Annotated in this window: 22 protein-coding genes; 7 read left to right on the plus strand and 15 right to left on the minus strand. The window is 69.1% G+C overall.

The features are described from left to right. Nucleotide 1 precedes the first annotated feature (1 nt). The 10 genes from AU196_RS23650 to AU196_RS23695 form a co-directional block, all read right to left on the minus strand. Entirely contained in the window at nt 2–1,063 is a 1,062-nt protein-coding gene (locus AU196_RS23650; protein ID WP_059097512.1) for a poly-gamma-glutamate hydrolase family protein, read from the minus strand. Continuing rightward, nucleotides 1,064–2,293: an Nramp family divalent metal transporter gene (locus AU196_RS23655; protein ID WP_059097513.1), complete on the minus strand. Its 1,230-nt coding sequence runs from the start codon at nt 2,291–2,293 to the stop codon at nt 1,064–1,066. A gap of 94 nt (nt 2,294–2,387) precedes the next feature. Then, nucleotides 2,388–2,624 (minus strand): hypothetical protein, encoded by a 237-nt coding sequence (locus AU196_RS23660; protein WP_059097514.1) that lies wholly within the window; start codon nt 2,622–2,624, stop codon nt 2,388–2,390. A gap of 38 nt (nt 2,625–2,662) precedes the next feature. After that, nucleotides 2,663–2,908 (minus strand): hypothetical protein, encoded by a 246-nt coding sequence (locus AU196_RS23665; protein WP_059097515.1) that lies wholly within the window; start codon nt 2,906–2,908, stop codon nt 2,663–2,665. A gap of 6 nt (nt 2,909–2,914) precedes the next feature. Continuing rightward, nucleotides 2,915–3,067 carry a hypothetical protein gene (locus AU196_RS26220; protein ID WP_231737693.1) on the minus strand — a complete coding sequence of 51 codons (153 nt, stop codon included), beginning with the start codon at nt 3,065–3,067 and terminating at the stop codon, nt 2,915–2,917. 156 nt (nt 3,068–3,223) lie between these two features. Then, a complete protein-coding gene (locus AU196_RS23675) occupies nt 3,224–4,306 on the minus strand; it encodes an NAD(P)H-dependent amine dehydrogenase family protein (protein WP_059097517.1) in 1,083 nt (360 codons plus the stop codon). A gap of 9 nt (nt 4,307–4,315) precedes the next feature. After that, on the minus strand, nt 4,316–5,107 hold the full coding sequence (locus tag AU196_RS23680) for an SDR family oxidoreductase (RefSeq protein ID WP_059097518.1): 792 nt from the start codon (nt 5,105–5,107) through the stop codon (nt 4,316–4,318). A gap of 104 nt (nt 5,108–5,211) precedes the next feature. Next, nucleotides 5,212–6,150 (minus strand): non-homologous end joining protein Ku, encoded by a 939-nt coding sequence (gene ku, locus AU196_RS23685; RefSeq protein WP_059097519.1) that lies wholly within the window; start codon nt 6,148–6,150, stop codon nt 5,212–5,214. A gap of 22 nt (nt 6,151–6,172) precedes the next feature. Beyond that, a complete protein-coding gene (locus AU196_RS23690) occupies nt 6,173–7,132 on the minus strand; it encodes a carbohydrate kinase family protein (protein ID WP_059097520.1) in 960 nt (319 codons plus the stop codon). Next, on the minus strand, nt 7,129–8,547 hold the full coding sequence (locus tag AU196_RS23695) for a mannitol dehydrogenase family protein (RefSeq protein ID WP_059097596.1): 1,419 nt from the start codon (nt 8,545–8,547) through the stop codon (nt 7,129–7,131). The genes AU196_RS23690 and AU196_RS23695 overlap by 4 nt, the downstream gene beginning before the upstream one ends. A 133-nt stretch (nt 8,548–8,680) precedes the next feature. Between AU196_RS23695 and AU196_RS23700 the strand changes: the two genes are divergently transcribed. From AU196_RS23700 to AU196_RS23725, 6 genes are all read left to right on the plus strand, one after another. After that, nucleotides 8,681–9,700, plus strand: coding sequence for a sugar-binding transcriptional regulator (locus AU196_RS23700; RefSeq protein WP_059097521.1), 1,020 nt, complete (start codon nt 8,681–8,683; stop codon nt 9,698–9,700). A gap of 17 nt (nt 9,701–9,717) precedes the next feature. Next, nucleotides 9,718–11,055 carry an ABC transporter substrate-binding protein gene (locus AU196_RS23705; RefSeq protein WP_059097522.1) on the plus strand — a complete coding sequence of 446 codons (1,338 nt, stop codon included), beginning with the start codon at nt 9,718–9,720 and terminating at the stop codon, nt 11,053–11,055. After that, nucleotides 11,052–12,005 (plus strand): carbohydrate ABC transporter permease, encoded by a 954-nt coding sequence (locus tag AU196_RS23710; protein WP_059097523.1) that lies wholly within the window; start codon nt 11,052–11,054, stop codon nt 12,003–12,005. Before AU196_RS23705 ends, AU196_RS23710 begins: the two co-directional genes overlap by 4 nt. Before the next feature lies 1 nt (nt 12,006). Continuing rightward, nucleotides 12,007–12,849, plus strand: a complete 843-nt coding sequence (locus AU196_RS23715) for a carbohydrate ABC transporter permease (protein WP_059097524.1) — start codon at nt 12,007–12,009, stop codon at nt 12,847–12,849. A 13-nt stretch (nt 12,850–12,862) separates the two neighbouring features. Then, nucleotides 12,863–13,945: an ABC transporter ATP-binding protein gene (locus tag AU196_RS23720; RefSeq protein ID WP_059097525.1), complete on the plus strand. Its 1,083-nt coding sequence runs from the start codon at nt 12,863–12,865 to the stop codon at nt 13,943–13,945. Nucleotides 13,946–14,271: 326 nt separating this feature from the next. Continuing rightward, nucleotides 14,272–16,548 (plus strand): ATP-dependent DNA ligase, encoded by a 2,277-nt coding sequence (locus tag AU196_RS23725; protein WP_059097597.1) that lies wholly within the window; start codon nt 14,272–14,274, stop codon nt 16,546–16,548. Between the two features lies 1 nt (nt 16,549). On the opposite strand, the gene AU196_RS23730 is transcribed toward AU196_RS23725, so the two are convergent. The 4 genes from AU196_RS23730 to AU196_RS23745 are packed head-to-tail and all read right to left on the minus strand — an operon-like array spanning nt 16,550 to nt 19,349. Next, the gene (locus AU196_RS23730) at nt 16,550–18,010 is read right to left on the minus strand and encodes an aminotransferase class I/II-fold pyridoxal phosphate-dependent enzyme (RefSeq protein ID WP_059097526.1); all 1,461 of its coding nucleotides are present in this window, start codon (nt 18,008–18,010) and stop codon (nt 16,550–16,552) included. A gap of 41 nt (nt 18,011–18,051) precedes the next feature. After that, entirely contained in the window at nt 18,052–18,516 is a 465-nt protein-coding gene (rnhA, locus tag AU196_RS23735) for a ribonuclease HI (protein WP_059097527.1), read from the minus strand. 3 nt (nt 18,517–18,519) lie between these two features. Next, entirely contained in the window at nt 18,520–18,708 is a 189-nt protein-coding gene (locus AU196_RS23740; protein WP_059097528.1) for a hypothetical protein, read from the minus strand. After that, nucleotides 18,705–19,349: a VOC family protein gene (locus AU196_RS23745; protein WP_059097529.1), complete on the minus strand. Its 645-nt coding sequence runs from the start codon at nt 19,347–19,349 to the stop codon at nt 18,705–18,707. The genes AU196_RS23740 and AU196_RS23745 overlap by 4 nt, the downstream gene beginning before the upstream one ends. Before the next feature lie 109 nt (nt 19,350–19,458). Here AU196_RS23745 and AU196_RS23750 point away from each other — a divergent pair, with 109 nt between their 5' ends. Continuing rightward, nucleotides 19,459–22,440, plus strand: a complete 2,982-nt coding sequence (locus AU196_RS23750; RefSeq protein WP_059097530.1) for a serine/threonine-protein kinase — start codon at nt 19,459–19,461, stop codon at nt 22,438–22,440. On the opposite strand, the gene AU196_RS23755 is transcribed toward AU196_RS23750, so the two are convergent. After that, a complete protein-coding gene (locus AU196_RS23755; protein WP_059097531.1) occupies nt 22,433–23,047 on the minus strand; it encodes an FHA domain-containing protein in 615 nt (204 codons plus the stop codon). The two genes, AU196_RS23750 and AU196_RS23755, sit on opposite strands and share 8 nt — an antisense overlap. Nucleotides 23,048–23,093 lie beyond the last annotated feature (46 nt).

Genomic DNA, 23,093 nt, shown 5'->3' on the forward strand with positions numbered 1-23,093 from the left:
GTCACCACGACCTGGCCGCCGCCACCAGGCCCTGCACGAGCGCGGACGTGGCGGGGGATAGCCCGTCATCACTGGGCAGCGGGCTGCGCGGGCTGAGGCCGCGCACCCGGGAGGTCAGTTCGAGCTGGGCGCCGCCACCCGCCACCCGGTTGACCGGGTTGTCTGGATGCAGGCCCCGCAGCTCGGGCGGGATGTCGTCCAGGTCGGTGACCATCCGGTAGCCGGGGATGTCGACGTGGTCGGCGAGGTGGACGGCCAGTGCCCGGTTGCGACCGCCCGCCAGCAGTTCGGTGCTGCGGCCGATGCGCCCGTATCCGTGCAGCGAGACGGCGACGTCGACGTGGTCGAGGAATCGTGCGAGCCGCGCCGACTCGTCGGCCAGATAGCGCGCCGACGGCAGATGGTGCGGGTACTGCTCGGGGTGGCGCACCACGTACACCGAGGCGCCGGCGGCCTCGGCGGCGCGTTCGGCGATGACGTCGGTCATCTGCTCGAGCCCGCCGCCGTGGATGGCCAGGAACCCGAACCGCGACCGCAGCACGCTGTGTTCCTGCACCGCGGGGTCGGCGAGTAGCTCCGAAAGAGACTGCGGGCCTTCGGTTTCGGTGTGGTGCGGGCGGTGCGGCCAGTGCATCGGGTCCCAGCGTCGGAGGAACTCGATCCACCGGTGCGGCAGTCCGTGGTGCAGGGCGCCGTCGATGATGCGTTCCAGGTAGCCCGGCCGCGGTGGGCCCGGTTCGACACGGTGGTCGATGTACACCCACGCCGGCGCCGGACCGTCGTCGGTCTGCACGGTCAGCCGGTCTCGGCGGTAGCGCACCGGAACGCCTTCGGCGCTGTCGAGCGTCGCGAGGTCGTGGTCGGACACCTGCCAGAGCACGCCATGCACCTGCGCGCCGTCGACCGGTTCGACGGTGGCCACGCCGCGTTCGTTGATCAGCCAGTCGTGGTCGGCGAGCGTCGCCGGGCGCGGGTCGACGGCGTCGGGGCAGCGCTGCGCCATCTGCCGCACGCACAGGTTGGACCCGTACGCGAAGTAGGCGTGTCGACCAGCTCGCAGCATTCAGCCTGTCACGGTCAGATAGATGAGCACCACATTCAGAAGACTAATCAAACCCGCGACGATCCAGCCCAGCGCGGTGGTGACGCGGTGATTGACGTCGGCGCCCATCACGGCCGGGTCCGCGGTCAACCGGATGAGTGGTATGAGTGCGAACGGGATGCCGAAGGACAGCACGACCTGGGACAGCACCAGCGCCCGGGTGGGATCGACACCGAGCGCGAGGATCGCCAGCGCGGGGACCAGCGTGACGAGGCGGCGCACCAGCAGGGGATAGGTCCGCCGCAGCAGGCCGCCCATGATCATCGCGCCGGCGTACGCGCCCACCGACGTCGACGCCAGACCGGATGCCAGTAGGCCGATCGCGAAGCACAGGGCGACGGCCGGGCCGAGTGTCTGCTGCACCGCGGCGTGGGCACCTTCCAGGGTGTCGGTGTCGTCCATGCCCTGCAGGTTGGTGGCGGCAACCAGCAGCATCGACATGTTGACCGCCCCGGCGATCAACATCGCCAGGCCGACGTCGATGCGGGTGACCTTGAGGAGCTTGCGCCGCTGGGGCCCCGGCTCGGGGTGGCCGTGGCGATCCCGGGCGAGGCCGGAGTGGAGGTAGACCGCGTGCGGCATCACCGTCGCACCCAGCATCGCCGTGGCGAGCAGCACGCTCTCGGCGCCGTCGAAGAGGGGGATGAGGCCTCCCGCCACCTCGGCGGCGGGGGGCGGTTCGACGAACACGCTCGTGAGGAAGCCGATCGCGATGATCAGCAGTAGACCGCTGATCACCCGCTCGAAGTGCCGCTGGCCGCGGCGGTTCTGCACGGCAAGCAGGGCCAGTGACACCGCGCCGGTGATCAGACCGCCGACCAGCAGCGGCAGGTCGAACAACAGGTACAGCGCGATCGCGCCGCCCACCACCTCGGCCAAATCGGTTGCCATGGCGACCAATTCGGCCTGCAACCAGTAGGCGATGCGTGTCGGCGTGCGGGTGCGGCCTGCGACGGCCTCGGGGAGCGAGCGGCCGGTGACCAGACCCAGCTTCGCCGACAGGTACTGCACCAGCCCGGCCATGACGTTGGCCAGCACGATGACCCAGACGAGCAGGAACCCGAACTGGGCCCCGGCGCTGACGTTGGCCGCGACGTTGCCCGGATCGACGTAGGCGATCGCGGCGACGAACGCCGGGCCCAACAGCAGCCACGTCGGTCTGGTCGTGCGGCGGTCGATCTGCGGCAGCACCCTTTTCCTTCCTGCGGAGCAGCGAATAGAAAAGTTAGGTTAGCCGAAACCTTCTGCCGATGTGCACGTGGTGCGCCGGAACGCACGCACGGACTCAGATGTCGAAGCCGATGACGAGGCCGCCGTAACCCCAGCCGCCGTACGGCCAACCGTAGTTGTTCTCCGGCGGTGTCGTGACGATCTGGGTGCTGCCGCCCGTCTCGCACTGGGTCGTGCGCGGACCGGTGTTCACGCACTCGGGCGCGGCCGCGGCGACGGGGGCCGTCAGGGCGGCCGCGCCGACGAGTACGAGAGTGGAAACTGTTGTGGCCGGGGATGATCCGATCTTCATCGGTGACCTCCTGGTACGGCCGGGTCTGTGGCGACGATCTACCAACCCATGACCAGTGCCGGTCCGTAGTAGTAGTCGTTCCACGGGTACAGGTAGTTGGTCTGTCCCGGCGAGGTGACGATCTGAGTGTTACCCGGGCTGCTGCACTGCGTGGTGGACCCGCCGAAGGCGGTCTGACCCGTGGTGACGCAGTTCGGCTGGGCTGCCGCGGCGGGCGCCATGAGGACCGCCGCGCCGACGCCCGCGGCGACGGCGAGCGGCGCGAGGCCGATCAGTTTACGCACGGTGTTCTAGCCCCAGTCGACGACGGTGGCGGGACCGTAGTACGAGTCGCCCCACGGGTACAGGAAGGTGCTCTGGTTGTGAATGTCCTTGGGCTGCGTGGCGAATTGGGTCTGCCACGGCGGGCATTTCTGGCCCTGGCCCAGAGCGTTGGGGGCCACGTTGAGGCACTTGCCGTCGTGCTCGCCGCTGGGTTGGGCGACGGCGGCAGGGGCTGCCGCGATTGCTGCGGCGGCGCCCGCAGCTGCGACAAGCGGGAGGAAGAGGCGCAGAGCGGAACGCATGAGACCGTCCTTGAGTCGGCGTGCAGCTTACGCTCAGGAGCCTACTAGCCCTTTGCCAGTAATGAGCGGTAGATCGAGAGTTGTCCGTATTCCGGGTTCGGCGGCGACGACGGCGGGGATGGCGTTGACGATCCGCGCGGCCGTCGCGACGAGACCCGCGCGGTTGTGATCGCCGTGGGGACTGCTCTGGCACAGATCCAGGGCGTAGGTCGGTTCGCCGGTGATCTCGACGCGGTAGGAGCCGCCGGGTTGTGCGGGCTGGGGCCAGTCCGGGCAGAGGTCCTCGCGCAGCCGCGTCACGTGTTCGAGCACCACCGCGACTTTGCCGTCGCGCATTCCGCGCACCTCGAAACGCAGTGCGGCCGCGGTGCCTTTCGCGATGGGGCCGGATGCGATGTCGAAGCCGTCGGGGGCGGGCTCGCGCACGTAGGTCTCGGTCACCTCGTCGAGGTCGATGCCCAGCCCGGCGGCGAGCTGGCGGACCACCGACCCCCAGGCCAGGCTCAGCACGCCGGGCTGCAGCAGCATCGGCAGCTCGTCGAGCGGCTTGCCGAACCCCATGACGTCGAACATCACCGTCGGGCTGTCGTAGGTGGCGTAGTCGATGATCTCCATGCAGCGGATCTGCTCGATGCGTTGGCAGGTCCCGGCCAGCGCTAGGGGCAGCAGGTCATTGGCGAAGCCGGGGTCGATGCCCCCGACGAAGACGCTGGAGCCGCCGGTACGGGTGGCCTCCTCGATCGGGGCGATCAGTTCCTCGGGCAGCACCTGCCACGGGTACTGCAGGAACACCGGTCCGCTGCCGACCATGTTGATGCCGGCGGCCAGGATGCGGCGGTAGTCCTCGAGCGCCTCGGGCAACCGGTTGTCGGCCATCGCGGTGTAGACGACACAGTCCGGCTTCGCGGCCAGCACCTCGTCGAGGTTGTCGGAGGCCGTGATGCCGGTCGGCCCGGAAAGCTCTGTGAGGCCGGCGAGTTCCGCGGCGTCCTTACCGGCCTTGGCCGCCGAGGACACCCAGACGCCGGTCAGCTCGAACTGCGGGTTGATGATCAGTTGGGTGAGCGCGTGATTGCCGACGTTGCCGGTGCCGATCTGTGCGACGCGTATCGCCATCGAGGTCTCCTAGAGGTCCGGGAAGGGCATGTCGAGGTTGGGGAACGTCAGCCCGCCGTCGACCTCGAGGGTCTTGCCGGTCAGGTAGCTCGCGGCCGGGGAGGCCAGGTAGACCGCCGCGGCGGCGATGTCCTCGGGATCGCCGAGCCGGCGCATCGGCGTGGCCTTCTCCATGGGTTCGCGCAGGTCGTCGTTGCTGGCGACGATGTCGAGTGCGGACGTCAGGATCGAGCCGGGCGCGATCGCGTTGACCCGGATGCGCGGGCAGAGGTCGAGTGCGGCGAGGCGGGTGTAATGCGCGAGCGCGGCCTTCGCGGTGCCGTAGGCGGCGAATCCGCGTCCGGCGAGGCGGCCCATCGTCGAGGTGATGTTGATGATGCTGCCGCCGCCGGAGTGCTCCAGCATGAGCGGAACCGATGCGGTGGTCAGCGCGTGGGCGGTCGCGACGTTGAAGGTGAACGCGTCGCGCATGTCCTTCGCCGAGGTGTCCGTCAGCGAGTTCGGCATGGTGCCGCCGACGTTGTTGACGACGATGTCTAGTTTCCCGAAGGCCTCTACCGCGGCGGGGGCGAGCCGGGCCGTCGACTCGGGATGCGCGAGGTCGGCGACGACGATGTGCGCGCGCCTGCCGGTGCCGCGGATCTGCTCGGCCACCTCGTCGAGTTGCGACTCGGTACGGGCCGTGATCACCACGTCCGCACCGGCTTCCGCGAACGCCACCGCGATCGCGGCGCCCAGTCCACGGCCCGCCCCGGTGACGGTTGCGACTCGGCCGTCGAGCCGGAATCTGTCCAGGATCACGTCTGCCTCACTTCCTTCGACGGGCGTCACCGTAGCAAGGCGCGGTCGCCGAAGGGTGAGGTTTCTGGAACACGTTCTAATCGCGACAGCCGGCGGCCGGACGGTCAGGACTTCCTCGCGGCGGCCTTCTTCGCAGCCTTCTTGGCGGGTGCCTTCTTGGCGGCGGTCTTCTTCGCGGGTGCCTTCTTGGCCGCCGCCTTCTTGGCCGGCTTCTCGTCATCGTCGTCCGACTCGGACTTCGAGCCCGAGCCCGAGCGCCGCGCCTTCACGCTGGCCTCGAGTTTCGCCAGCAGATCCGACACGTCCTCGGTCTCGTCGAGTTCGGTCGGCTGCTCCTCGACGGCGAACGCCTCCCCGCCTTCGAGTTTGGCCTCCACCAACTCCCGCAACTGATCCTGGTAGTCGTCGTGGTAGCGGTCGGGGTTGAAGTCGTCGGTCATCGACTCGACCACCTGACCGGCCATCTTCAGCTCGGCCGGTTTGATCTCGACTTCCTTGTCCAGCACGGGGAAATCGGGATCGCGGATCTCGTCGGGCCACAGCAGCGTGTGGATCATCATCACGTCACGTTTGGAGAAGTCCTTGACGCGCAGGGCCGCCAACCGCGTCTTGTTGCGCAGCGCGAAGTGCACGATCGCGACCCGGTCGGTCTCCGACAGCGTCTTGGCAAGCAGCACATACGATTTCGACGACTTGCCGTCGGGTTCGAGGAAGTAGCTGCGGTCGTACATGAGCGGGTCGAGGTCGGCGGCCGGGACGAATTCCAGCACCTCGATCTCCCGGCTGCGTTCCTCCGGCAGCGTGGCGATGTCCTCGTCGGTGATGACGACCATCTGGCCGTCGTCGGATTCGAAGGCCTTGGCGATGTCGCGGTACTCGACCACCTCGCCGCACACCTCGCAGGTCCGCTTGTAGCGGATCCGGCCGTTGTCCTTCGCGTGGACCTGGTGGAACTTGATGTCATGGTCCTCGGTCGCGCTGTAGACCTTGACCGGCACGTTCACCAGGCCGAAGGCGATCGAACCCTTCCAGATGGATCGCATACGCCCAGTATGGCCCACATCATCAGCGGTGACGGTCGATCAGGGCCGCGGGTTCGCGCGCCGCGGCGTCGCGGGTCGCCCGGTCGGGGAGGTCCGCACCCGCTTTGGTGACGGTCAGCGCCGAGGACAACGCGGCCGTCTGCAGCACGTCGTGCAGCGCGTCGAGGCGGATCGCGCGCAGGTGTGGGCGTTTCTCGGCGCCCAGCAGATCGTGGGTCCACAGCGCGTCGATCAGCCCCGCCATGAAGGCGTCACCGGCTCCGACCGTGTCCACCACCTCGACAGGGAGCGCGGCCACCCGCACCGCACCGGCGGCGCACACCGCGAAGGCGCCCTGATCGCCCTCGGTGACCGCGACGATCGACGGCCCGAGTTGCAGCCACGAGCGGGCCGTCTGCTTCGGCGACCGGTTCGGGTCCAGCCACCGCAGATCCTCGTCGCTGGCCTTGATGACGTCGGCGCGTTCGACCAGGCGGTCGATCCGGGTGCGCGCCGCGTCGGGGTCGTCGATCAGCGCCGGGCGGATGTTGGGGTCGAAGGTGATCGTCGCCGACAGGTGGTAGGCGTCGAGCAGCGCCGCCGTCGCGCGGCATCCCGGCTCGAGCACCGTGGCGATGGACCCGGTGTGGGCCACCAGTGGGGGCGCCGCCTCCGGGGTCCCCGCAAGCTCCCATTCGATGTCGAATTCGTACCGGGCCGAACCCTTGTCGTCGAGCGTGGCCCGCGCTGTCGGCGTTCGCGTGGCGTTCGTGCTGCCGGCGACGAGGCGCACCCCGGCCGCCTCGAGATGCTCGACGATCCGCCTGCCGCGCGCGTCGCCGGCGATGTGGGTGAGGAAGTCGACGCCGCGCCCGAGCCGGGCGAGACCCACTGCGACGTTGAGGGGGCTGCCGCCGACGTGTTCTGTCGGGGCGGCTGCCGTGCCGTCGCGTTGCACGATGTCGATCAACGCTTCGCCGATCACCAGCGCACGCGGCGTCATGGCGCACCCACCAGCGCTTCGAGGGTGGCGCGGGCACCGTCGCGGTGCAGCGACTGCAACGCCGCGACGTACTCGTCGACGAACCGTTTGTCGTCGGCGAGATCGCCGAAGATTGACCGGTTCTCGACGAACGCGGTCGGGTTGTCACGTTGGGTGCGCGCCAGGGGGACCAGTTCGCCGGCGAGTTGGTCCTGCACATCGATCGGCTCGCCCTGCTCGTCGACGCCCTCGGCGTAACGCGCCCAGCTCGCGACGACCGCGGCCGACAACCGGACCGGCGCCCCGGTCCGCAGATTCTCCCGGACCACCGGCAACAGCCATTTCGGGATGCGGTCCGAGGAGCCGTAACACAACCGGGCGATGGTGTCGCGCACACCGGGATTGGCGAAACGCTCGATGAGCGTGCGCTTGTAGTCGGGCAGGTCGATACCGGGGACCGGCTGCAGCGTCGGCGTCGCCTCCGAATCCATGTACCGGCGCAGGAATTCGGCGAACAACGGGTCGCCCGCGGCGTCGTGCACCAACCGGTAGCCGGCCAGATGGCCGAAGTAGCACAGCGCCTGGTGGCCGGCGTTGAGCAGTCGCAGCTTCATCAGTTCGTAGGGGGTGACGTCGTCGACGAGGAGCACGCCGACGTCCTCGAAGGGCGGGCGCCCGTCGGCGAAGGTGTCCTCGAGCACCCACGAGGTGAACGGCTCGGCGACCACCGGCCACGCGTCGTCGACACCGAATTCGTCGCGGACGGTGGCGATCACGTCCGGTGTGGTCACCGGCGTGATCCGGTCGACCATCGAGTTCGGGAAGCGGGTGCCTGCCTCGATCCATTCCGAGAGGCCCGGATGGGTGCGGTCGGCGTAGGACACGAACGCCGCGCGGGCCACGTCGCCGTTGCCCTCGATGTTGTCGCACGACACGATGGTCGGCGAGCCGATACCGCGGTCGCGCCGGCGGGCGAGCGCGTCCGTCACCAGACCGAACACGTTGACGGAGTCGGCATCCACCTTGTCGACCTCGTAGCCGCCCTCGGTGATGGTCAGCGAGATGATGCGGGTGCTCGGCGCGGCCAGCAGTTCGACGACGCCCTCCGGATCGTCCGGTGCGTAGCGGTAGTCGACGATCGACCCGATGACCCGGGCGTCGCGGGTGCCGTCGGGGTTCTCCAGCAGCAGCGTGTAGAGCCCGTCCTGAGCGCCCAGCGCCTCGGCCATCCTGCGGTCGCCGGGCAGCACTCCGACACCGCAGATCCCCCACTCCGAGGCGAGACCTTTCTCGAGGAGCGCGTCGACGTACATGGCCTGGTGTGCGCGATGGAATCCGCCGACGCCGAAGTGCACGATACCCACGCCGACCTCGTCGCGCGCGTAGGTCGGCGTGGCGATGGGGATGTCGGGCAGGGTCGACCTGTCGAGCTTCACGACGCCGCCACCCATCCGGTCGAACGGCCCGGGCAGAAAAGTGTTGTCTGCGTCACATTCACCATGTTAGCGTGATGAGCATCTACTCGCACTGGTGAGCATATGCTCACCCTCGCACGGAGGGTGGTCCCGCGTGGCGATACCGACGTCGGCTCCCGCGGCGAACGGACGGGCGCATCAGCGCTCCCCGGAAGACCTGCGGTTGGCGTTGCGCGCGGCCACGCTGTACTACCTCGACGGCCTGACCCAGGCCGAGATCGCCGCCCGTCTCGGCGTTTCCCGTCCCACCGCGGGCCGACTCGTCGCCCGCGCCAAGGCCCGCGGCCTCGTGCGCATCGACATCGTGGTGCCCGAGAATCTGCAGGAGGACCTGCACGCCGACGAGGAACGCGAACTCGAGACACGCTTCGGCCTCACCGAGGTGGTGATCGCCGGTCACGGTGTCGACATCGGCGCGCCGGGGCGGCCCGCGGCGTTCGCCAGCGTCGGGCGCGCGGCCGCCGCACTGCTGATGCGCCGGTTGGAACCCGACGACGTGCTGGGTTTCACCTGGGGGCCGGAGCAGGTGGCGGTGGCGACCGCCCTGACGCCGGGCGTGGCGAGTTGCCGCGCGGTGGTTCAACTCGACGGCGCCATGTCCAGCGCCGCCTACCAGACCGGCGTCGAACTCATCCTCGGCCGGTGCGCGGACATGCTGCGCGCCAACACCATCCGCCTGCCCGCGCCGCTGTACGCCGATCCGTCCACCGTGGCGTCGATGCGTTGCGATTCGGTCATCTCCCGCACGCTGGAGGCCGGTAGGCGCGCCGATGTGATGATGTTCGGAGTCGGCGCCGTCTCGACGTCAACCACCCTCTTCGAGGGCAGCTACCTCGACACCCGGATGCTCGACGAGCAGATCGCGGCGGGTGCCGTCGGCGAGATCGGCGGCCGGTTCTTCGACGAACAGGGCGCGCCCGTGGACACCGAACTCCAGCAGCGCGCGGTGTCCGTCCCCCTCGAGGACGTCCGGGCCTGCGAGAAGACGATCCTGATCGCCAGCGGCGCCGAGAAGCACCGGGCCACCCTGGCCGCGCTCCGCGGCCGCCTGGCCCGGCTGTTGGTTTGCGACATCGACTGCGCACGTTGGCTTCTCGACCACGGAAAGGGGTGACGGTGAAAACGCGAACAATGGTGCGTCGGCTGGCGGGAGGTCTGGCCGCCGCCGCGCTGGTCGTCACGTCCGGGTGCGCCGGCGCCGGAACCCTCGGCGCCACCGACCAGACGGTGACCATCGCGATGGTCTCCAATTCCCAGATGACCGACGCCCGCGAGCTGTCCTCGAAGTTCGAAGAGGCCAACCCGGACATCAAACTGCGGTTCGTCACGCTCTCGGAGAACCAGGCCCGCGCCAAGATCACCGCCTCGACGGCGATGGGCGGCGGCGAGTTCGACGTGGTGATGATCAGCAACTACGAGACGCCCCAGTGGGCGGAGAACGGCTGGCTGGTCAACCTCTCCGAATTCGCCCGCAAGACACCGGGTTACGACGAGAGCGACTTCTTCCCGTCGCTGCGGGAATCGCTGTCCTACGACGGCGACATGTACGCGGTGCCGTTCTACGGTGAATCGTCGTTCCTGATGTACCGCAAGGACCTGCTCGAGCAGGCCGGCATCACGATGCCCCGCACGCCGACGTGGCAGCAGGTCGCCGATGCGGCGGCCAAGTTGGACGGCCCCGACATGGTGGGCATCTGCCTGCGCGGCAAGCCCGGCTGGGGTGAGGTGCTGGCGCCGCTGGACACGGTCATCAACACCTTCGGCGGCCGGTGGTTCGACGAGAACTGGAACGCCCAGCTGACCAGCCCCGAGGTCAGGCGCGCCGTCCAGTTCTACGTCGACACGGTCACCAAGTACGGCGAACCCGGCGCCGCGGCAAGCGGATTCAGCGAATGCGCGACGCAGTTCGGGCAGGGTCGCACCGCCATGTGGTACGACGCGACGTCCGCGGTGTCGGTGCTCGAGGATCCGGCGTCGTCCACCGTGGTCGGCAAGGTGGGCTACGCGATGGCTCCCATGGCGGAGAAGCCCAACTCGGGGTGGCTCTACACGTGGGCGCTCGGCATCCCGAAGAGCAGTGACAACCCCGACTCCGCGTGGAAGTTCATCTCGTGGATGACCGACAAGAACTACATCAGGCTGGTGGGTGAGGAACTGGGCTGGGCGAGGGTGCCACCGGGCAGCCGGCTCTCCACATACGAGATTCCCGAGTACAAGGAAGCCTCGCAGGCGTTCGGGCAGGCGACGCTCGATTCGATCGAGGGTGCGGACCCACTGAAGCCGACCGTACAGCCGGTGCCCTACACCGGCATCCAGTTCCTCGCCATCCCGGAGTTCCAGGACCTCGGCACCCGGGTCAGCCAACAGATCAGCGCAGCCATCGCCGGGCAGAAGACGGTCGACGACGCGCTCGAACAGTCGCAGCGGTACGCCGAGGTCGTCGGCCGGAGTTATCAGGAGAACTCATGACCACAGTGGCCACCGAAGCCCGGGAGACCGAATCCGAACACGTCGCCCGGATCAAACAGGGGCAGGACCGGGGCGTATCCCGCGCCGAGGGATGGCGGCGGCGCGGCCCGCTGCTGCCCGCCCTGATCTTCATGATCCTGGTGACGCAGATCCCGTTCCTGTTCACGCTCTACTACTCGACCCTGTCGTGGAACCTGGTGCGCCCCGGCTCCAGTGAGTTCGTCGGCATGCAGAACTACCTCGACGTCATCGCCGACGGGACGTTCTGGCAGGTGGGTCTGAACACCGTCGTCATCATCGTCGCGACGGTGCTGATCTCGGTGGTGCTCGGGCTGCTGCTCGCCCTGCTGCTCGACCGTGCCTTCCTCGGCCGCGGTGTGGTGCGCACCCTGCTGATCACCCCGTTCCTCGTGACTCCCGTTGCGGGAGCGCTGATGTGGAAGACCGCGATGCTCGACCCCGTGTTCGGCATCGTGAACTGGCTGCTGCCCGGTGAGGGAATCGACTTCGTCAGCCGATTTCCGCTGTCCTCGGTGATTCTCGCCCTGGTCTGGCAGTGGACGCCGTTCATGATGCTGCTGATCCTCGCCGGCCTCCAGTCGATGCCTCGCGACATCCTGGAGGCCGGTCGAGTCGACGGCGCGGGAGCGTTCCAACTCTTCCGCGAGTTGACGCTCCCGCACCTTCGGCGCTTCATCGAACTGGGCACGGTGCTCGGGGCGATCTACCTGGTCAACACCTTCGACCAGATCTACATGATGACGCAGGGCGGGCCGGGTACCGCGAGCGCGAACCTGCCGTTCTACATCTACCAACGCGCGTTCCTGGGCTTCGACATCGGACAGGCCGCCGCCATGGGCGTCGTGGTCGTGATCTTCACGATGATCATCGCCAGCTTCGCGCTGCGCCTGATCTTCAAATCGTTCACCGGCAAGGAAGAGGCGGCCTGACATGACCACCACCACCGCTCCCGCCGCGACGGCCAAGCGCCGCAAGTTCGACCCCTGGGGTGTCGTCGCCTGGCTCGTCGGCCTCGGCTTCTTCTTCCCGGTCTTCTGGATGGTGCTGACGGCGTTCAAACAAGAGGTCGACGCCTACACCACCACACCGAAATTCGTCTTCAGCCCGACCCTCGACGAGTTCAAGGCCGTCTTCGACCAGGGCGTCGCGACGGGACTGCTGAACTCCCTGTTCGCCACCACGGTGTCGACGATCCTGGTGCTGCTGCTGGGCATCCCGGCCGCGTTCGCGCTGTCACTGCGCCCGGTCCGCAAGACCTCCGACGCGCTGTTCTTCTTCATGAGCACCAAGATGCTCCCGGTGGTCGCGGTGATCATCCCGCTCTACGTGATCGTGTCGAACATCGGCCTGCTGGACAACATCTGGGCGCTCATCGTGCTCTACACGGCGATGAACCTTCCCGTGGCGGTGTGGATGATGCGGTCGTTCTTCCTGGAGGTGCCCGGTGAACTGCTCGAGGCCGCCAGCCTCGACGGGGCGAGCACCTGGCGGTCCGCGCGGGAGGTGATCCTGCCGCTGGTCTCACCCGGTATCGCGGCGACCGCACTGATCTGCGTGATCTTCGCCTGGAACGAGTTCTTCTTCGCGGTCAGCCTCACCGCGGTCCAGGCCCAGACCATGCCGGTCTTCCTGGTCGGCTTCATCGCGGGTGAGGGCCTGTACTGGGCCAAGCTGTGCGCGGCGGCGACGCTGGCCGCGCTGCCGGTGGTTCTGGCGGGGTGGGTCGCCCAGAACAAGCTGGTTCGTGGACTGTCCTTCGGCGCCATCAAATAGATAGGAAACGTCAATGGCGACAATCGCTTACAAGAACGCCTCGTGCATCTACGAGGGCTCGGACAAACTGGCGGTCGACTCGCTGAACCTCGACATCGCCGACGGCGAGTTCGTGGTCCTGGTCGGGCCGTCGGGTTCCGGGAAGAGCACGGCGCTGCGGATGCTCGCCGGTCTGGAGGACATCGACGAGGGCGACATCGAGATCGGCGGCCGCAACATGCGCGGCGTGCCGTCGAAGGACCGCGACATCGCGATGGTGTTCCAGAACTACGCGCTGTACCCGAACAAGACGGTCGCCGAGAACATGGGCTTCGCGCTGAAACTGCGCGGGGTGTCCGCCGACGAGCGGCGGCGCAAGGTCGAAGAGGCCGCCAAACTGCTCGACCTGACCGACTTCCTGGACCGCAAACCGGCGAAGCTCTCGGGTGGGCAGCGCCAGCGCGTGGCGATGGGCCGGGCGATCGTGCGGGAACCGCAGGTGTTCTGCATGGACGAGCCGCTGTCGAACCTGGACGCGAAACTGCGGGTGCAGACCCGCACGCAGATCGCGGCGTTGCAGCGGCGGCTGGGCACCACCACCGTGTACGTCACCCACGACCAGGTCGAGGCGATGACGATGGGCGACCGGGTCGCGGTGCTGCGCAACGGCAAGCTGCAGCAGTTCGCGACGCCGAGCGAACTCTACGACCAGCCGGCCAACGCGTTCGTCGCCGGTTTCATCGGCTCCCCCGCGATGAACCTGATGACGCTGCCGATCACCGCCGAAGGCGTTCGGGTGGGCCAGAATTCGTCGCTGGAGCTGGAGCGGGCGCAGCTGAGCGCACTGCACGAGGCGGGGTTGAAGGAGGTCACGGTCGGTGTGCGGCCCGAGCAGCTGGAGCTGACCGACTCCGGCGGGATGGAGGTCGTCGTCGACCTGGTCGAGGATCTCGGCAGCGAGGCCTACGTGTACGCGCACGCCGGTGAGGGCGTGAACCTGGTGGCGCGGTCGCTGACGAAGGCGGCGCCGCGGCTGGCCGACACCGTGCACCTGCGCAAGCAGCCCGACGCCGTCGTGCACCTGTTCCACCCGGAGACGGGGGAGCGGGTGGCCTAGCGTCGCCCTGGGCCGCGTACTGCGGCGTCGACTTCTGCACCAGGGTCGTTCTCGGCCCGAATCCACGCCCCTCAGGTAGAACTCGGTAACGCCCAACCTTGTTCGGCGAACGCCTCGCGGACGCGATGCAGGATGTACCGGCTGCTGTGTTCAGCCACCATGCGCAGATCGATCCACCCTTCGATGGTGTTGAGGAGGCCCGACATGTTTCGGGCGCGAGGAGCGGCACGCCGTCCCGGCTGTGGACAGAGCGGCGTCTGTGAGCGGCGAGTTCGACATGAGGGCCGATGCCTCCGAACGGGTAATACTTGGTCGTGGCGGAAGGCGTGGTGGATCACTTCGGTCGGGTGCGCCTGACCAACCCGGACAAGGTGCTGTACCCCGCCACGGGGACCACCAAGGCGGAGGTCTTCGAGTACTACGTGAACGTCGCCGACGCGATGGTGCCGCACATCGCGGGCCGGGCGGTGACCCGCAAGCGCTGGCCCAACGGTGTCGGAGAGCTCGAGTTCTTCGAGAAGCAACTGGCCAGCTCCGCACCCGACTGGCTCACCCGCGGCACGATCGTCCACAAGTCCGGCACCACCACCTACCCGCTGATCGACACCCGCGAAGGCCTGGCGTGGATCGCGCAGCAGGCGTCACTGGAGGTACACGTTCCGCAGTGGCGGTTCGTAGGCGAACCCGACCACCTCACGCCGGGCCCGGCCACCCGCATCGTGTTCGACCTCGACCCCGGCGAGGGCGTCACGTTCCGCCAGCTGTGCGAGGTCGCTCACGAGGTCCGTGAGCTGATCACCGGTATCGGGCTGACCGCCTATCCGCTGACCAGCGGCAGCAAGGGCCTGCACCTCTACGTCCCGCTCGACGAGCCGATCAGCAGCCAGGGCGCCTCGGTGCTGGCCAAGCGGATCGCCCAGCAGCTCGAGAAGACCATGCCCAAACAGGTCACCGCGACCATGACCAAGAGCCTGCGCACCGGCAAGGTGTTCCTCGACTGGAGCCAGAACAACGGCAACAAGACCACGATCGCGCCGTATTCGATGCGCGGCCGCGAGGAGCCCACGGTCGCGGCGCCCCGCACGTGGGAGGAGATCGAGGACCCCGACCTGCGCCATCTGCGGTTCGACGAGGTGCTCGAGCGGATCGAGCGGTTCGGCGACCTGCTCGCCGATCTCGACGAGAAGGTGCCGGTCGAGGACCGGCTGACCAAGTACCGCAGCATGCGCGACCCGTCGAGGACCCCCGAGCCGGTGCCGCCCCGCGCGCCGACCGTCGGCAACAACGACCGGTTCGTCATCCAGGAGCACCACGCCAGGCGGTTGCACTACGACCTGCGCCTGGAACGCGACGGTGTGCTGGTCAGTTGGGCGGTGCCGAAGAACCTGCCCGAGAGCCCAGCGGAGAACCGCCTGGCCGTGCACACCGAGGACCACCCGCTCGAGTACCTCACCTTCCACGGCACCATCCCGAAGGGCGAGTACGGCGGCGGCGACATGTTCGTCTGGGACACCGGCACCTACGACACCGAGAAGTTCAACGACCACGCCCCCGACGGGCCCGCCAAGGGCGGCGAGGTGATCGTCACCCTGCACGGCGAGAAGATCGACGGCCGCTACGCGCTCATCCAGACCGAAGGCAAGAACTGGCTCGCGCACCGGATGAAGGACCAGGCCAACCCGACCTTCGAGGACTTCGCGCCGATGCTCGCCACGCACGGTTCGGTCGAGCGGTACACCGCCGGACAGTGGGCGTTCGAAGGCAAGTGGGACGGCTACCGGCTGCTGGTCGACGCCGACCACGGCACGCTGTGCCTCAAATCCCGCAGCGGGCGCGACGTCACCGGCGAGTATCCCCAGTTACGCGCGCTGGCGGCTGATCTCGCCGACCACCACGTCGTGCTCGATGGCGAGGTCGTCGCACTCGACGACAACGGCGTGCCCCGCTTCGGGGAGATGCAGAACCGTGCCCGCTCCACCCGTGTCGAATTCTGGGCGTTCGACATCCTGCGCCTCGACGGACGCTGGCTGCTGAAAGCGAAGTACCGGGACCGCCGGAAGCTGTTGGAGACACTGGCCGGCGGCGGCGGCCTGATCGTGCAGCCCCTGCTCGACGGCGACGGTCGGGAGGCGCTCGAGCACGCGCGCGAACGCAAGTGGGAGGGTGTGGTCGCCAAGAAGTGGGACTCCACCTATCAGCCGGGGCGGCGCTCGTCGGCGTGGATCAAGGACAAGCTGTGGAACACCCAGGAGGTGGTGATCGGCGGCTGGCGCGAAGGCAACGGCGGGCGGAGCAGCGGTATCGGCGCGCTGGTGCTCGGCATCCCCGGACCGGACGGGCTGCAGTTCGTCGGGCGGGTGGGCACCGGGTTCACCGAGAAGGAGCTCGGCAAGCTCAAGACGACGCTCGCTCCGCTGCACACGAAGGAATCGCCCTTCGCGACAAGGCTTCCCACGCAGGATGCCAAGGGGGTGACGTTCGTGCGGCCCGAGCTGGTGGGGGAGGTGCGCTACAGCGAGCGCACCGGGGACGGCCGGTTGCGGCAGCCGTCGTGGCGCGGTCTGCGCCCGGACAAGTCGCCCGACGAGGTCGTGTGGGAGTAGGTCAGGCGACGACGCGGAAGTGCTGCGCCTTCGGGTCCGACGCGTCGGGCAGCGTCATCCCCGCCGCGGCACCCGAGCGCAGGTAGTCGATGACCGCGTCGTTGAGTTCCTCGCCCGGTACGACGGCCGGGATACCCGGCGGGTACGGCGTGATCTGTTCGGCGGCAACCCGTCCCGCCGCCTTCTCCGCCGGCACCATCTCGGTGTCGCCGAAGAACGCATCACGCGGCACGATCACCGTCGGAAGCTGGATCTCCTCCGGGGACGGCAGGTCGATGCGCGGCGGCGGCTCGAAGTCGCGTGCCGCCTCACGCCACGACGACAACGCGGCCAGAAGCCGGTCGGCGGTGTGGGGATCGTCGGCGAACGACATCGTCGCCAGCATGCGCCGGTGGTCGGACATGCCGAGATCCAGCATGCAGTGTTCGCGAATCCAGTCCGAGCCCTGATAGCCCGAGGTACCGGTCGCCGCGACGTCCATGAGGACTTGAAGCCGGTCGAGGTCGTGGGACGCCTGCTCGCCCAGTAGTTCGTCGTCGAGGACCTCGACGTCGGCGATCTCCTCGATGCGCGCCGGGACGCCGGCGGTGAGTTCCAAAGCGGCGCCGAACAAGTCGTGCCCCCGCTCGACCATCTGCCGCCGCCACGCGTCGAGCGCCGCGTAGACCATCACGTTCGGGCTCGTGGTCATGAGCAGGTCGGCGCATTTGGACAGCCGGTCGGCATCGACGAGGTCGCCCTGCAGGTGGAACACCGAACCCTGTTCGAACCCGGCGCCCATCTTGTGGACGCTGACCACGCAGACGTCGGCGCCGGCATCCATCGCCCACGTCGGCAGATCCTCGTGGAACGGCAGGTGTGCGCCCCAGGCCTCGTCCACGATCAGCGGTTTGCCGCGGTCGTGACACACCTCGACGATCCCGGCGAGGTCGGCGCAGGTGCCGTAGGGACTCGGGCTGACGACCAGCGCCCCTGAGGCGTCGGGGTACTCGTCCCACGCCTGGGCGACCTGCTCCGGTGACGGCGGATGCGAGAGGTGTCGTTCGGCGTCCCACTGGGGGGTGATCCACCGCGGCTGCACGCCGGAGAGGATCAGCCCCGCCACGACCGACTTGTGGCTGTCACGGCTGAGCAGCAGACCGCCCTCGTGCCCGCCCGCGACCGCCATCATGGCGGCCTTGACCGACAGTGAACTGCCGCAGGTCGAGAAGAACGCGGAGTCGGCCCCCACCGCCTCGGCCATCAGGTCTTCGGCGTCGGACAGGAAGCCGCCCCGGGACATCCGGTCGTCGAGGCCGCCGGAGGCCAGCACGTCGTCGCGGAACGGGTCTTTCCCGAGGATGGCCAGGGCGCGTTCGTCGGCGCCGCGGCCCTGACGGTGTCCCGGCGGGGTGAAGCCGTACCGCTCGCTGCGGTGATAGTCGGCCAGCGCGTCCAGGAGCGGTGCTTTCGCCTGATCCATGTCCCTGGGCTACCCGCGGTCGGTGCGTTGAACCGCTGCGGTCAGCGCAGCACGGTTGCGGCCCCGACCGCCTCCTGCAGACCGCGGGTGGCCAGCTGATCGGCCAGCTCGTTGTCCGGGACCCCGGAATGGCCCTTCACCCAGAACCATTCGACCTGGTGCGGTGCGCAGGCGATCCGGAGCCGCCGCCACAGGTCGGCGTTCTTCACCGGCTGCTTGGCGGCGGTCAGCCAGCCGTTGCGCTCCCACCCGAGCACCCACTTGGTGATGCCGTTGCGGACATAGGTGCTGTCGGTGTGGAGGTGCACCACCACGGGCCTGGTGAGCGCCTCCAAGGCCATGATCGGAGCGGTGAGCTCCATCCGGTTGTTGCTCGTCGCGCCGGCCTCCCCGCCGAACATCTCGCGGACGCGGTCACGGTGGCGCAGCACCGCGCCCCACCCCCCGGGGCCCGGGTTGGGGCGGCAGCCGCCGTCGGTGTGGATGATCACGGGTTCGGTGTCCACGGGTCAGCCGGCCTGTGCCTGCCGGAGCAGCTGGACCGCCCTGGGGCCGACGCCGTGCAGCGCCAGCAACTCATCGAGGTCCGCAGGGAGATCCGCACGCGTGCGGTAGCCGGCGTCGACCAGCGCGCCGGTCGCGGGCCTGCCGATCCGGATTCCGTCGAAGACTGCGCCGCGGTCGGCAGGATCGGTCATGGCCTGAGGATAGGTGCGGAGATCATCGCCGTCGGGACCGACATCCCGAGATCGCGGTGGCGCAGCGTGGTGATCCGTCGCCCCGGCTGCACCGCGGGCTTCACCGGGGCCGTGCGCGCACCGAAGTACGACGCCGTCGCATCGAGGTCGGCGACCGCGTACGTGATGCCCCACAGCGTGGACGGACCCGCGCCTGCGGTGTCGGGTGAGCCGACCACCTCGAGGATCACCTCACCCAACCGGAAGAAGACCTGACGGATCGGCCGGCCGCCCAGCTCGGCGTCGCGTTCACGGCGGGGCGCCACCCCGAGCGCCGCCAGCGCGTCGACGGTCCGGCCCAGGTCGGGCGACATCAGCACGACGTGGTCGATCGCGGTGACGCCGTTCGCATGCGTCGCGGGCTCGGCGGCGGTGGCGTCGGACCTCGTGGTCGGTATCCCGTCGACGGCGGAGTCCGCCGGCAGCCCCCGCAGCGACCACCCGACGATGCCGGAGCCGCGGTCGGCGCCGGCCAGTCTGATGCGGACACCGCCGATTCGGCACACGTCATCGGTGTCGACGGTGAACCCCGCTCCCCGCCACGCATCCGGGGGATCACCGACCCGGAATTCGTCGACGGTGACAGGTCCGGCCGGGCGCACGCGCTTCAGGATAGAGCCGACCGCAACCGCTGATTCCCGCCTCCGGGGAGTCTTTGCTCGGTACCTTTAGGCGAACGATCCGTGTTTCACCTTCAGGACGGTCAGCACTATGGCGGGCGGGATAGCAAGCGAGTTGGCGGCCGCCGGATTCACCGACGCCGTCGAGGTCGGGCGCGGTGGTGGCGGAGTGGTGTACCGCTGTTATCAGAAGTCCCTCGCGCGCAGCGTCGCCATCAAGGTCCTCGCCTCCGATCTCGACGACGACGACCGGGAGCGGTTCATGCGCGAGGGCTACGCGATGGGCGGGCTCTCCGGTCACCCCAACATCGTGAACATCCTGCAGGTCGGTGTCACCGACAGCAACCGGCCCTTCATCGTGATGCCCTACCACGCAAGGGGTTCGCTGGCGCAGCGGGTGCGCAGAGAAGGCCGGATCGCCTGGCCCGAAGCCCTGCGCATCGGCGTAAAACTGTGCGGCGCTTTGGAAACCGCGCACCGGACGGGGACCCTGCACCGGGACATCAAACCGGCCAACGTGCTCGTCAACGACTACGGCGAACCGCAACTGAGCGACTTCGGGACCGCGCGCATCGTCGGCGGGTACAAGACCGTGACCGGCTTCTTCACCGGCACCCTTTCCTACACCGCGCCCGAGGTGCTCAGCGGGACGCCGCCGACCGTCGCGGCCGACGTGTACTCCCTCGGCGCCACGATCTACGCCCTGATCGCGGGTAACCCTCCGCACGAACGCAAGGCCGACGAAGACCTGATCGCCCACTACCTGCGGATCACCTCGACGCCCGTGCCCGACCTTCGTCCGGAGGGTATTCCGGTCGACGTCTGCTCGGTGATCGAGAAGGCGATGTCACGCGAACCTGGCGACCGGTTCGCCTCGGCGGAGGAGTTCGGCCGGGAACTGCAACTGGCACAACGCCACAACGGCCTGGCCGCGGATTCGATGGCGCTCAGCGACCCGGACGCCCCGGCGGAGCAGCCGGCCGCCGCCGAGGGGCTCGACGTCACACGCCCGCCCGAGCCCACCGGGGAGGACTCGCTCGGCGCGACCGGCGCGATGCCACCGCCGTCGCCGGGCATGTTCGCCCACACCGCGTCGATCAGCGCGTCGAGCCTGCCGTGGGCCGTGCCGGCGGCCACGCCGCCCACCCCGGAGACCCCGGCGGCCGAACCGCCCCAGAAGCCGGAGCGCAACCGGAAACTGATCGCCGCCGCGGCCGCCGTCGCGGTGCTGCTGCTGGTGGTCAGCGGGATCTACATGGTCGTCTCACCCCGCGACGACGCCGGGAGCGACGTGGCGGCGCCGGCCGGCCAGACGCAACCGACCCCGGAGGCCCAGCCGGGATGGCGGTCGCTCGCGAATGCGCGGGTGGCCCGCGAGGGCGTCGCGGCGACGGAGGCCGACGGCACGATCTGGGTGTTCGGCGGCGTCGGCGAAGGTGACCGCGTCAGCGGGCGGCACGAGGGCTACGACCCGGCGATCGACAGCTGGAAGGGCGGTGAGGATCTGCCCGTTCCCGTGCAACACGCCATGGCGGTCACCTGGCAGGGCACCCCGGTGGTCCTCGGTGGCTGGCGCACCGAGGGCGCCGACCCGCGGGTGGCGACCGACCGGGTGTGGCGGGTGGTCAACAGTCGCTGGACCGAACTGCCCCCACTGCTGCAACCACGCGCGGCAGCGTCCGCCGCCGTGGTGGGCGACCGCATCATCGTCACCGGCGGCGTCGACGAAGCGGGCAAGCTGCTCGCCACCACCGAGATCTACGACGGCACCGGCTGGAAACTCGGCGCCGCCATGCCCACACCGCGGCAGATGTCGGCCGCGGCGTCGGACGGCAGGCTGGTGTACGTCGTCGGCGGCACCACCGGGACGGCGGACCTGGCGACGGCCGAGGCCTACGATCCGGCCGCGAACACGTGGAGCGCACTGCCCCCACTTCCGCAGCCGCGCAGCGACTTCGGCGCGACGAACGCCGACGGGCGGTTGGTCGCGGTGGGGGGCGAATCCGCGGGACAGGTGCTCGCGAGTGTCGTCGCGCTCGACTTCGTCACGCGGACGTGGACGGAGTTGCCCGACATGGAGACCGCGCGGCACGGTATGGCGGTCGCCAGCGTGGGCCGGACCGTCTACACGATCGGCGGATCGACCGGGGCCGCCGACGGCGCGGTCACCGCGTCGGCCGAATCCCTCAAGCTCGGTGCCCGCCGGCCGCAACCGGCCGCTGCGTGGCGAACCTTGCCGGATGCGCCGACGGCGCGGCTGATGACGGCGTGGACCGTGCTCGACGACAGGATCTGGATCGCCGGCGGCATGAGCCACGGCGAGACCCTCCAGACCGTCGAGAGCTACGACACGCGAACGGGCACATGGCGGACCGAGCCCCCGCTGCCAGTTCCGCTGCATCACGCCACCGCGGCGACGTATCGGGGCGAGGTGGTGGTGATCGGCGGCGCCAGCGAAAGCATCGCCGACGCGTCGAACAAGGTGTACGCCCTCCGCGACGGCGCCTGGGCGGAGCTTCCTCCGATGCAGCACGGCCGGGTCGCGGGTGCCGCGGCCGTCGTCGGGGACAAGCTGGTCGTCGTCGGCGGGCAGGACGACAAGCAGCTCGTCGCGCAGACCGAGGTGTTCGACGGTGAGTCGTGGACCGAGGCCGCCGATCTCCCCACGCCGCGCGAACACCTGGCGGCGGTGTCGGACGGCGTCTACGTCTACACCCTCGGTGGACGCCTGCTGAGCGCCGACGAGAACTCGGCCGCCTTCGAGCGGTTCAACCCGCAGACGGGCGCGTGGGAGTCCCTGCCGGACATGCCGACTGCGCGCGGCAGTTACGGCGCCGCGTTCATCGACGGCCGGATCGTCGCGGTCGGCGGCGAAGAACCCACCCGCGTGCTCGCCACCGTCGAGATGTACGACATCGCCGGCGGGACCTGGAGCACGCTGGCCCCGATCAGCACCCCGTTGCACGGGGAGGCGGTGGCCGCCGTCGGCTCGACGCTGTACTGCATCGGCGGAGCCGACCGGCCCACCCACGAGGGTCCCGTCGCCACAGTCGAAGCCCTGGACTTCACGTAGCGTCGCGCAGCTGGGCGATGGTCACCGCGCCGCGGCGCAGCGCCTCGTTGGCCAGCCGGACCCGGCGGTCGCCGTCGGCGGGGATGGCGAATTTGTCGTACAGGTTCTGCAGGTGCTGTTTGACGGCGGCTTCCGTGACGAACAGTTCGCCGGCCAGGCGGCGCACGGACGCGGGTTCGGGGAAGAGGTCGTCGGAGACCAGCGGGCGGCACAACGCCACGAGGACGTCGAATTCGCGCGGGGTGAGACGCGGCGGGAGGTCCGACGGCTGCGCGGACACCGTCTGCTCGTCACGGGGTCCGTCACCGCTGTCCTGGGCCTGCCAGAAGATCAACCGGGACCTGCCGACGCGCACCTCGTCCCCGGACCGCAGCACCCGTTCGGCGGTGATCCGTTCACCGTTGAGATAGGTGCCGTTGCGGCTGCCCAGATCCCTGATCGACCAGGCGAACCCGAGGTTCTCGAACACGGCGTGCAGCCGGGAGACCGTCTCGTCGTGCTCGAGGGAGACGGCGTTGGTGGCGGCCTTGCCGAGCGTCACCCGCTGACCGTCGAGCGTGACCAACTCCCGCCCCGACGGTCTCCACACTTCGAGGTGGGAGGGCATGCGGACAATTCTCACCCAGAGCGGGGGTCAGCGGTCCGAGAACGCG

Origin of the sequence: Mycobacterium sp. IS-1742 (assembly GCF_001500125.1) — a bacterium.
GTDB lineage: Bacteria > Actinomycetota > Actinomycetes > Mycobacteriales > Mycobacteriaceae > Mycobacterium.

Bases quoted from the DNA above. Each gene is read 5' to 3' on its own strand.
- AU196_RS23650 (WP_059097512.1), bottom strand. From the start codon at position 1,063: ATGCTGCGAGCTGGTCGACACGCCTACTTCGCGTACGGGTCCAACCTG.
- AU196_RS23660 (WP_059097514.1), bottom strand. From the start codon at position 2,624: ATGAAGATCGGATCATCCCCGGCCACAACAGTTTCCACTCTCGTACTC.
- AU196_RS23675 (WP_059097517.1), bottom strand. From the start codon at position 4,306: ATGGCGATACGCGTCGCACAGATCGGCACCGGCAACGTCGGCAATCAC.
- ku (WP_059097519.1), bottom strand. From the start codon at position 6,150: ATGCGATCCATCTGGAAGGGTTCGATCGCCTTCGGCCTGGTGAACGTG.
- AU196_RS23690 (WP_059097520.1), bottom strand. From the start codon at position 7,132: ATGACGCCGCGTGCGCTGGTGATCGGCGAAGCGTTGATCGACATCGTG.
- AU196_RS23705 (WP_059097522.1), top strand. From the start codon at position 9,718: ATGGTGCGTCGGCTGGCGGGAGGTCTGGCCGCCGCCGCGCTGGTCGTC.
- AU196_RS23710 (WP_059097523.1), top strand. From the start codon at position 11,052: ATGACCACAGTGGCCACCGAAGCCCGGGAGACCGAATCCGAACACGTC.
- AU196_RS23715 (WP_059097524.1), top strand. From the start codon at position 12,007: ATGACCACCACCACCGCTCCCGCCGCGACGGCCAAGCGCCGCAAGTTC.
- AU196_RS23720 (WP_059097525.1), top strand. From the start codon at position 12,863: ATGGCGACAATCGCTTACAAGAACGCCTCGTGCATCTACGAGGGCTCG.
- AU196_RS23730 (WP_059097526.1), bottom strand. From the start codon at position 18,010: ATGGATCAGGCGAAAGCACCGCTCCTGGACGCGCTGGCCGACTATCAC.
- AU196_RS23740 (WP_059097528.1), bottom strand. From the start codon at position 18,708: ATGACCGATCCTGCCGACCGCGGCGCAGTCTTCGACGGAATCCGGATC.
- AU196_RS23750 (WP_059097530.1), top strand. From the start codon at position 19,459: ATGGCGGGCGGGATAGCAAGCGAGTTGGCGGCCGCCGGATTCACCGAC.
- AU196_RS23755 (WP_059097531.1), bottom strand. From the start codon at position 23,047: ATGCCCTCCCACCTCGAAGTGTGGAGACCGTCGGGGCGGGAGTTGGTC.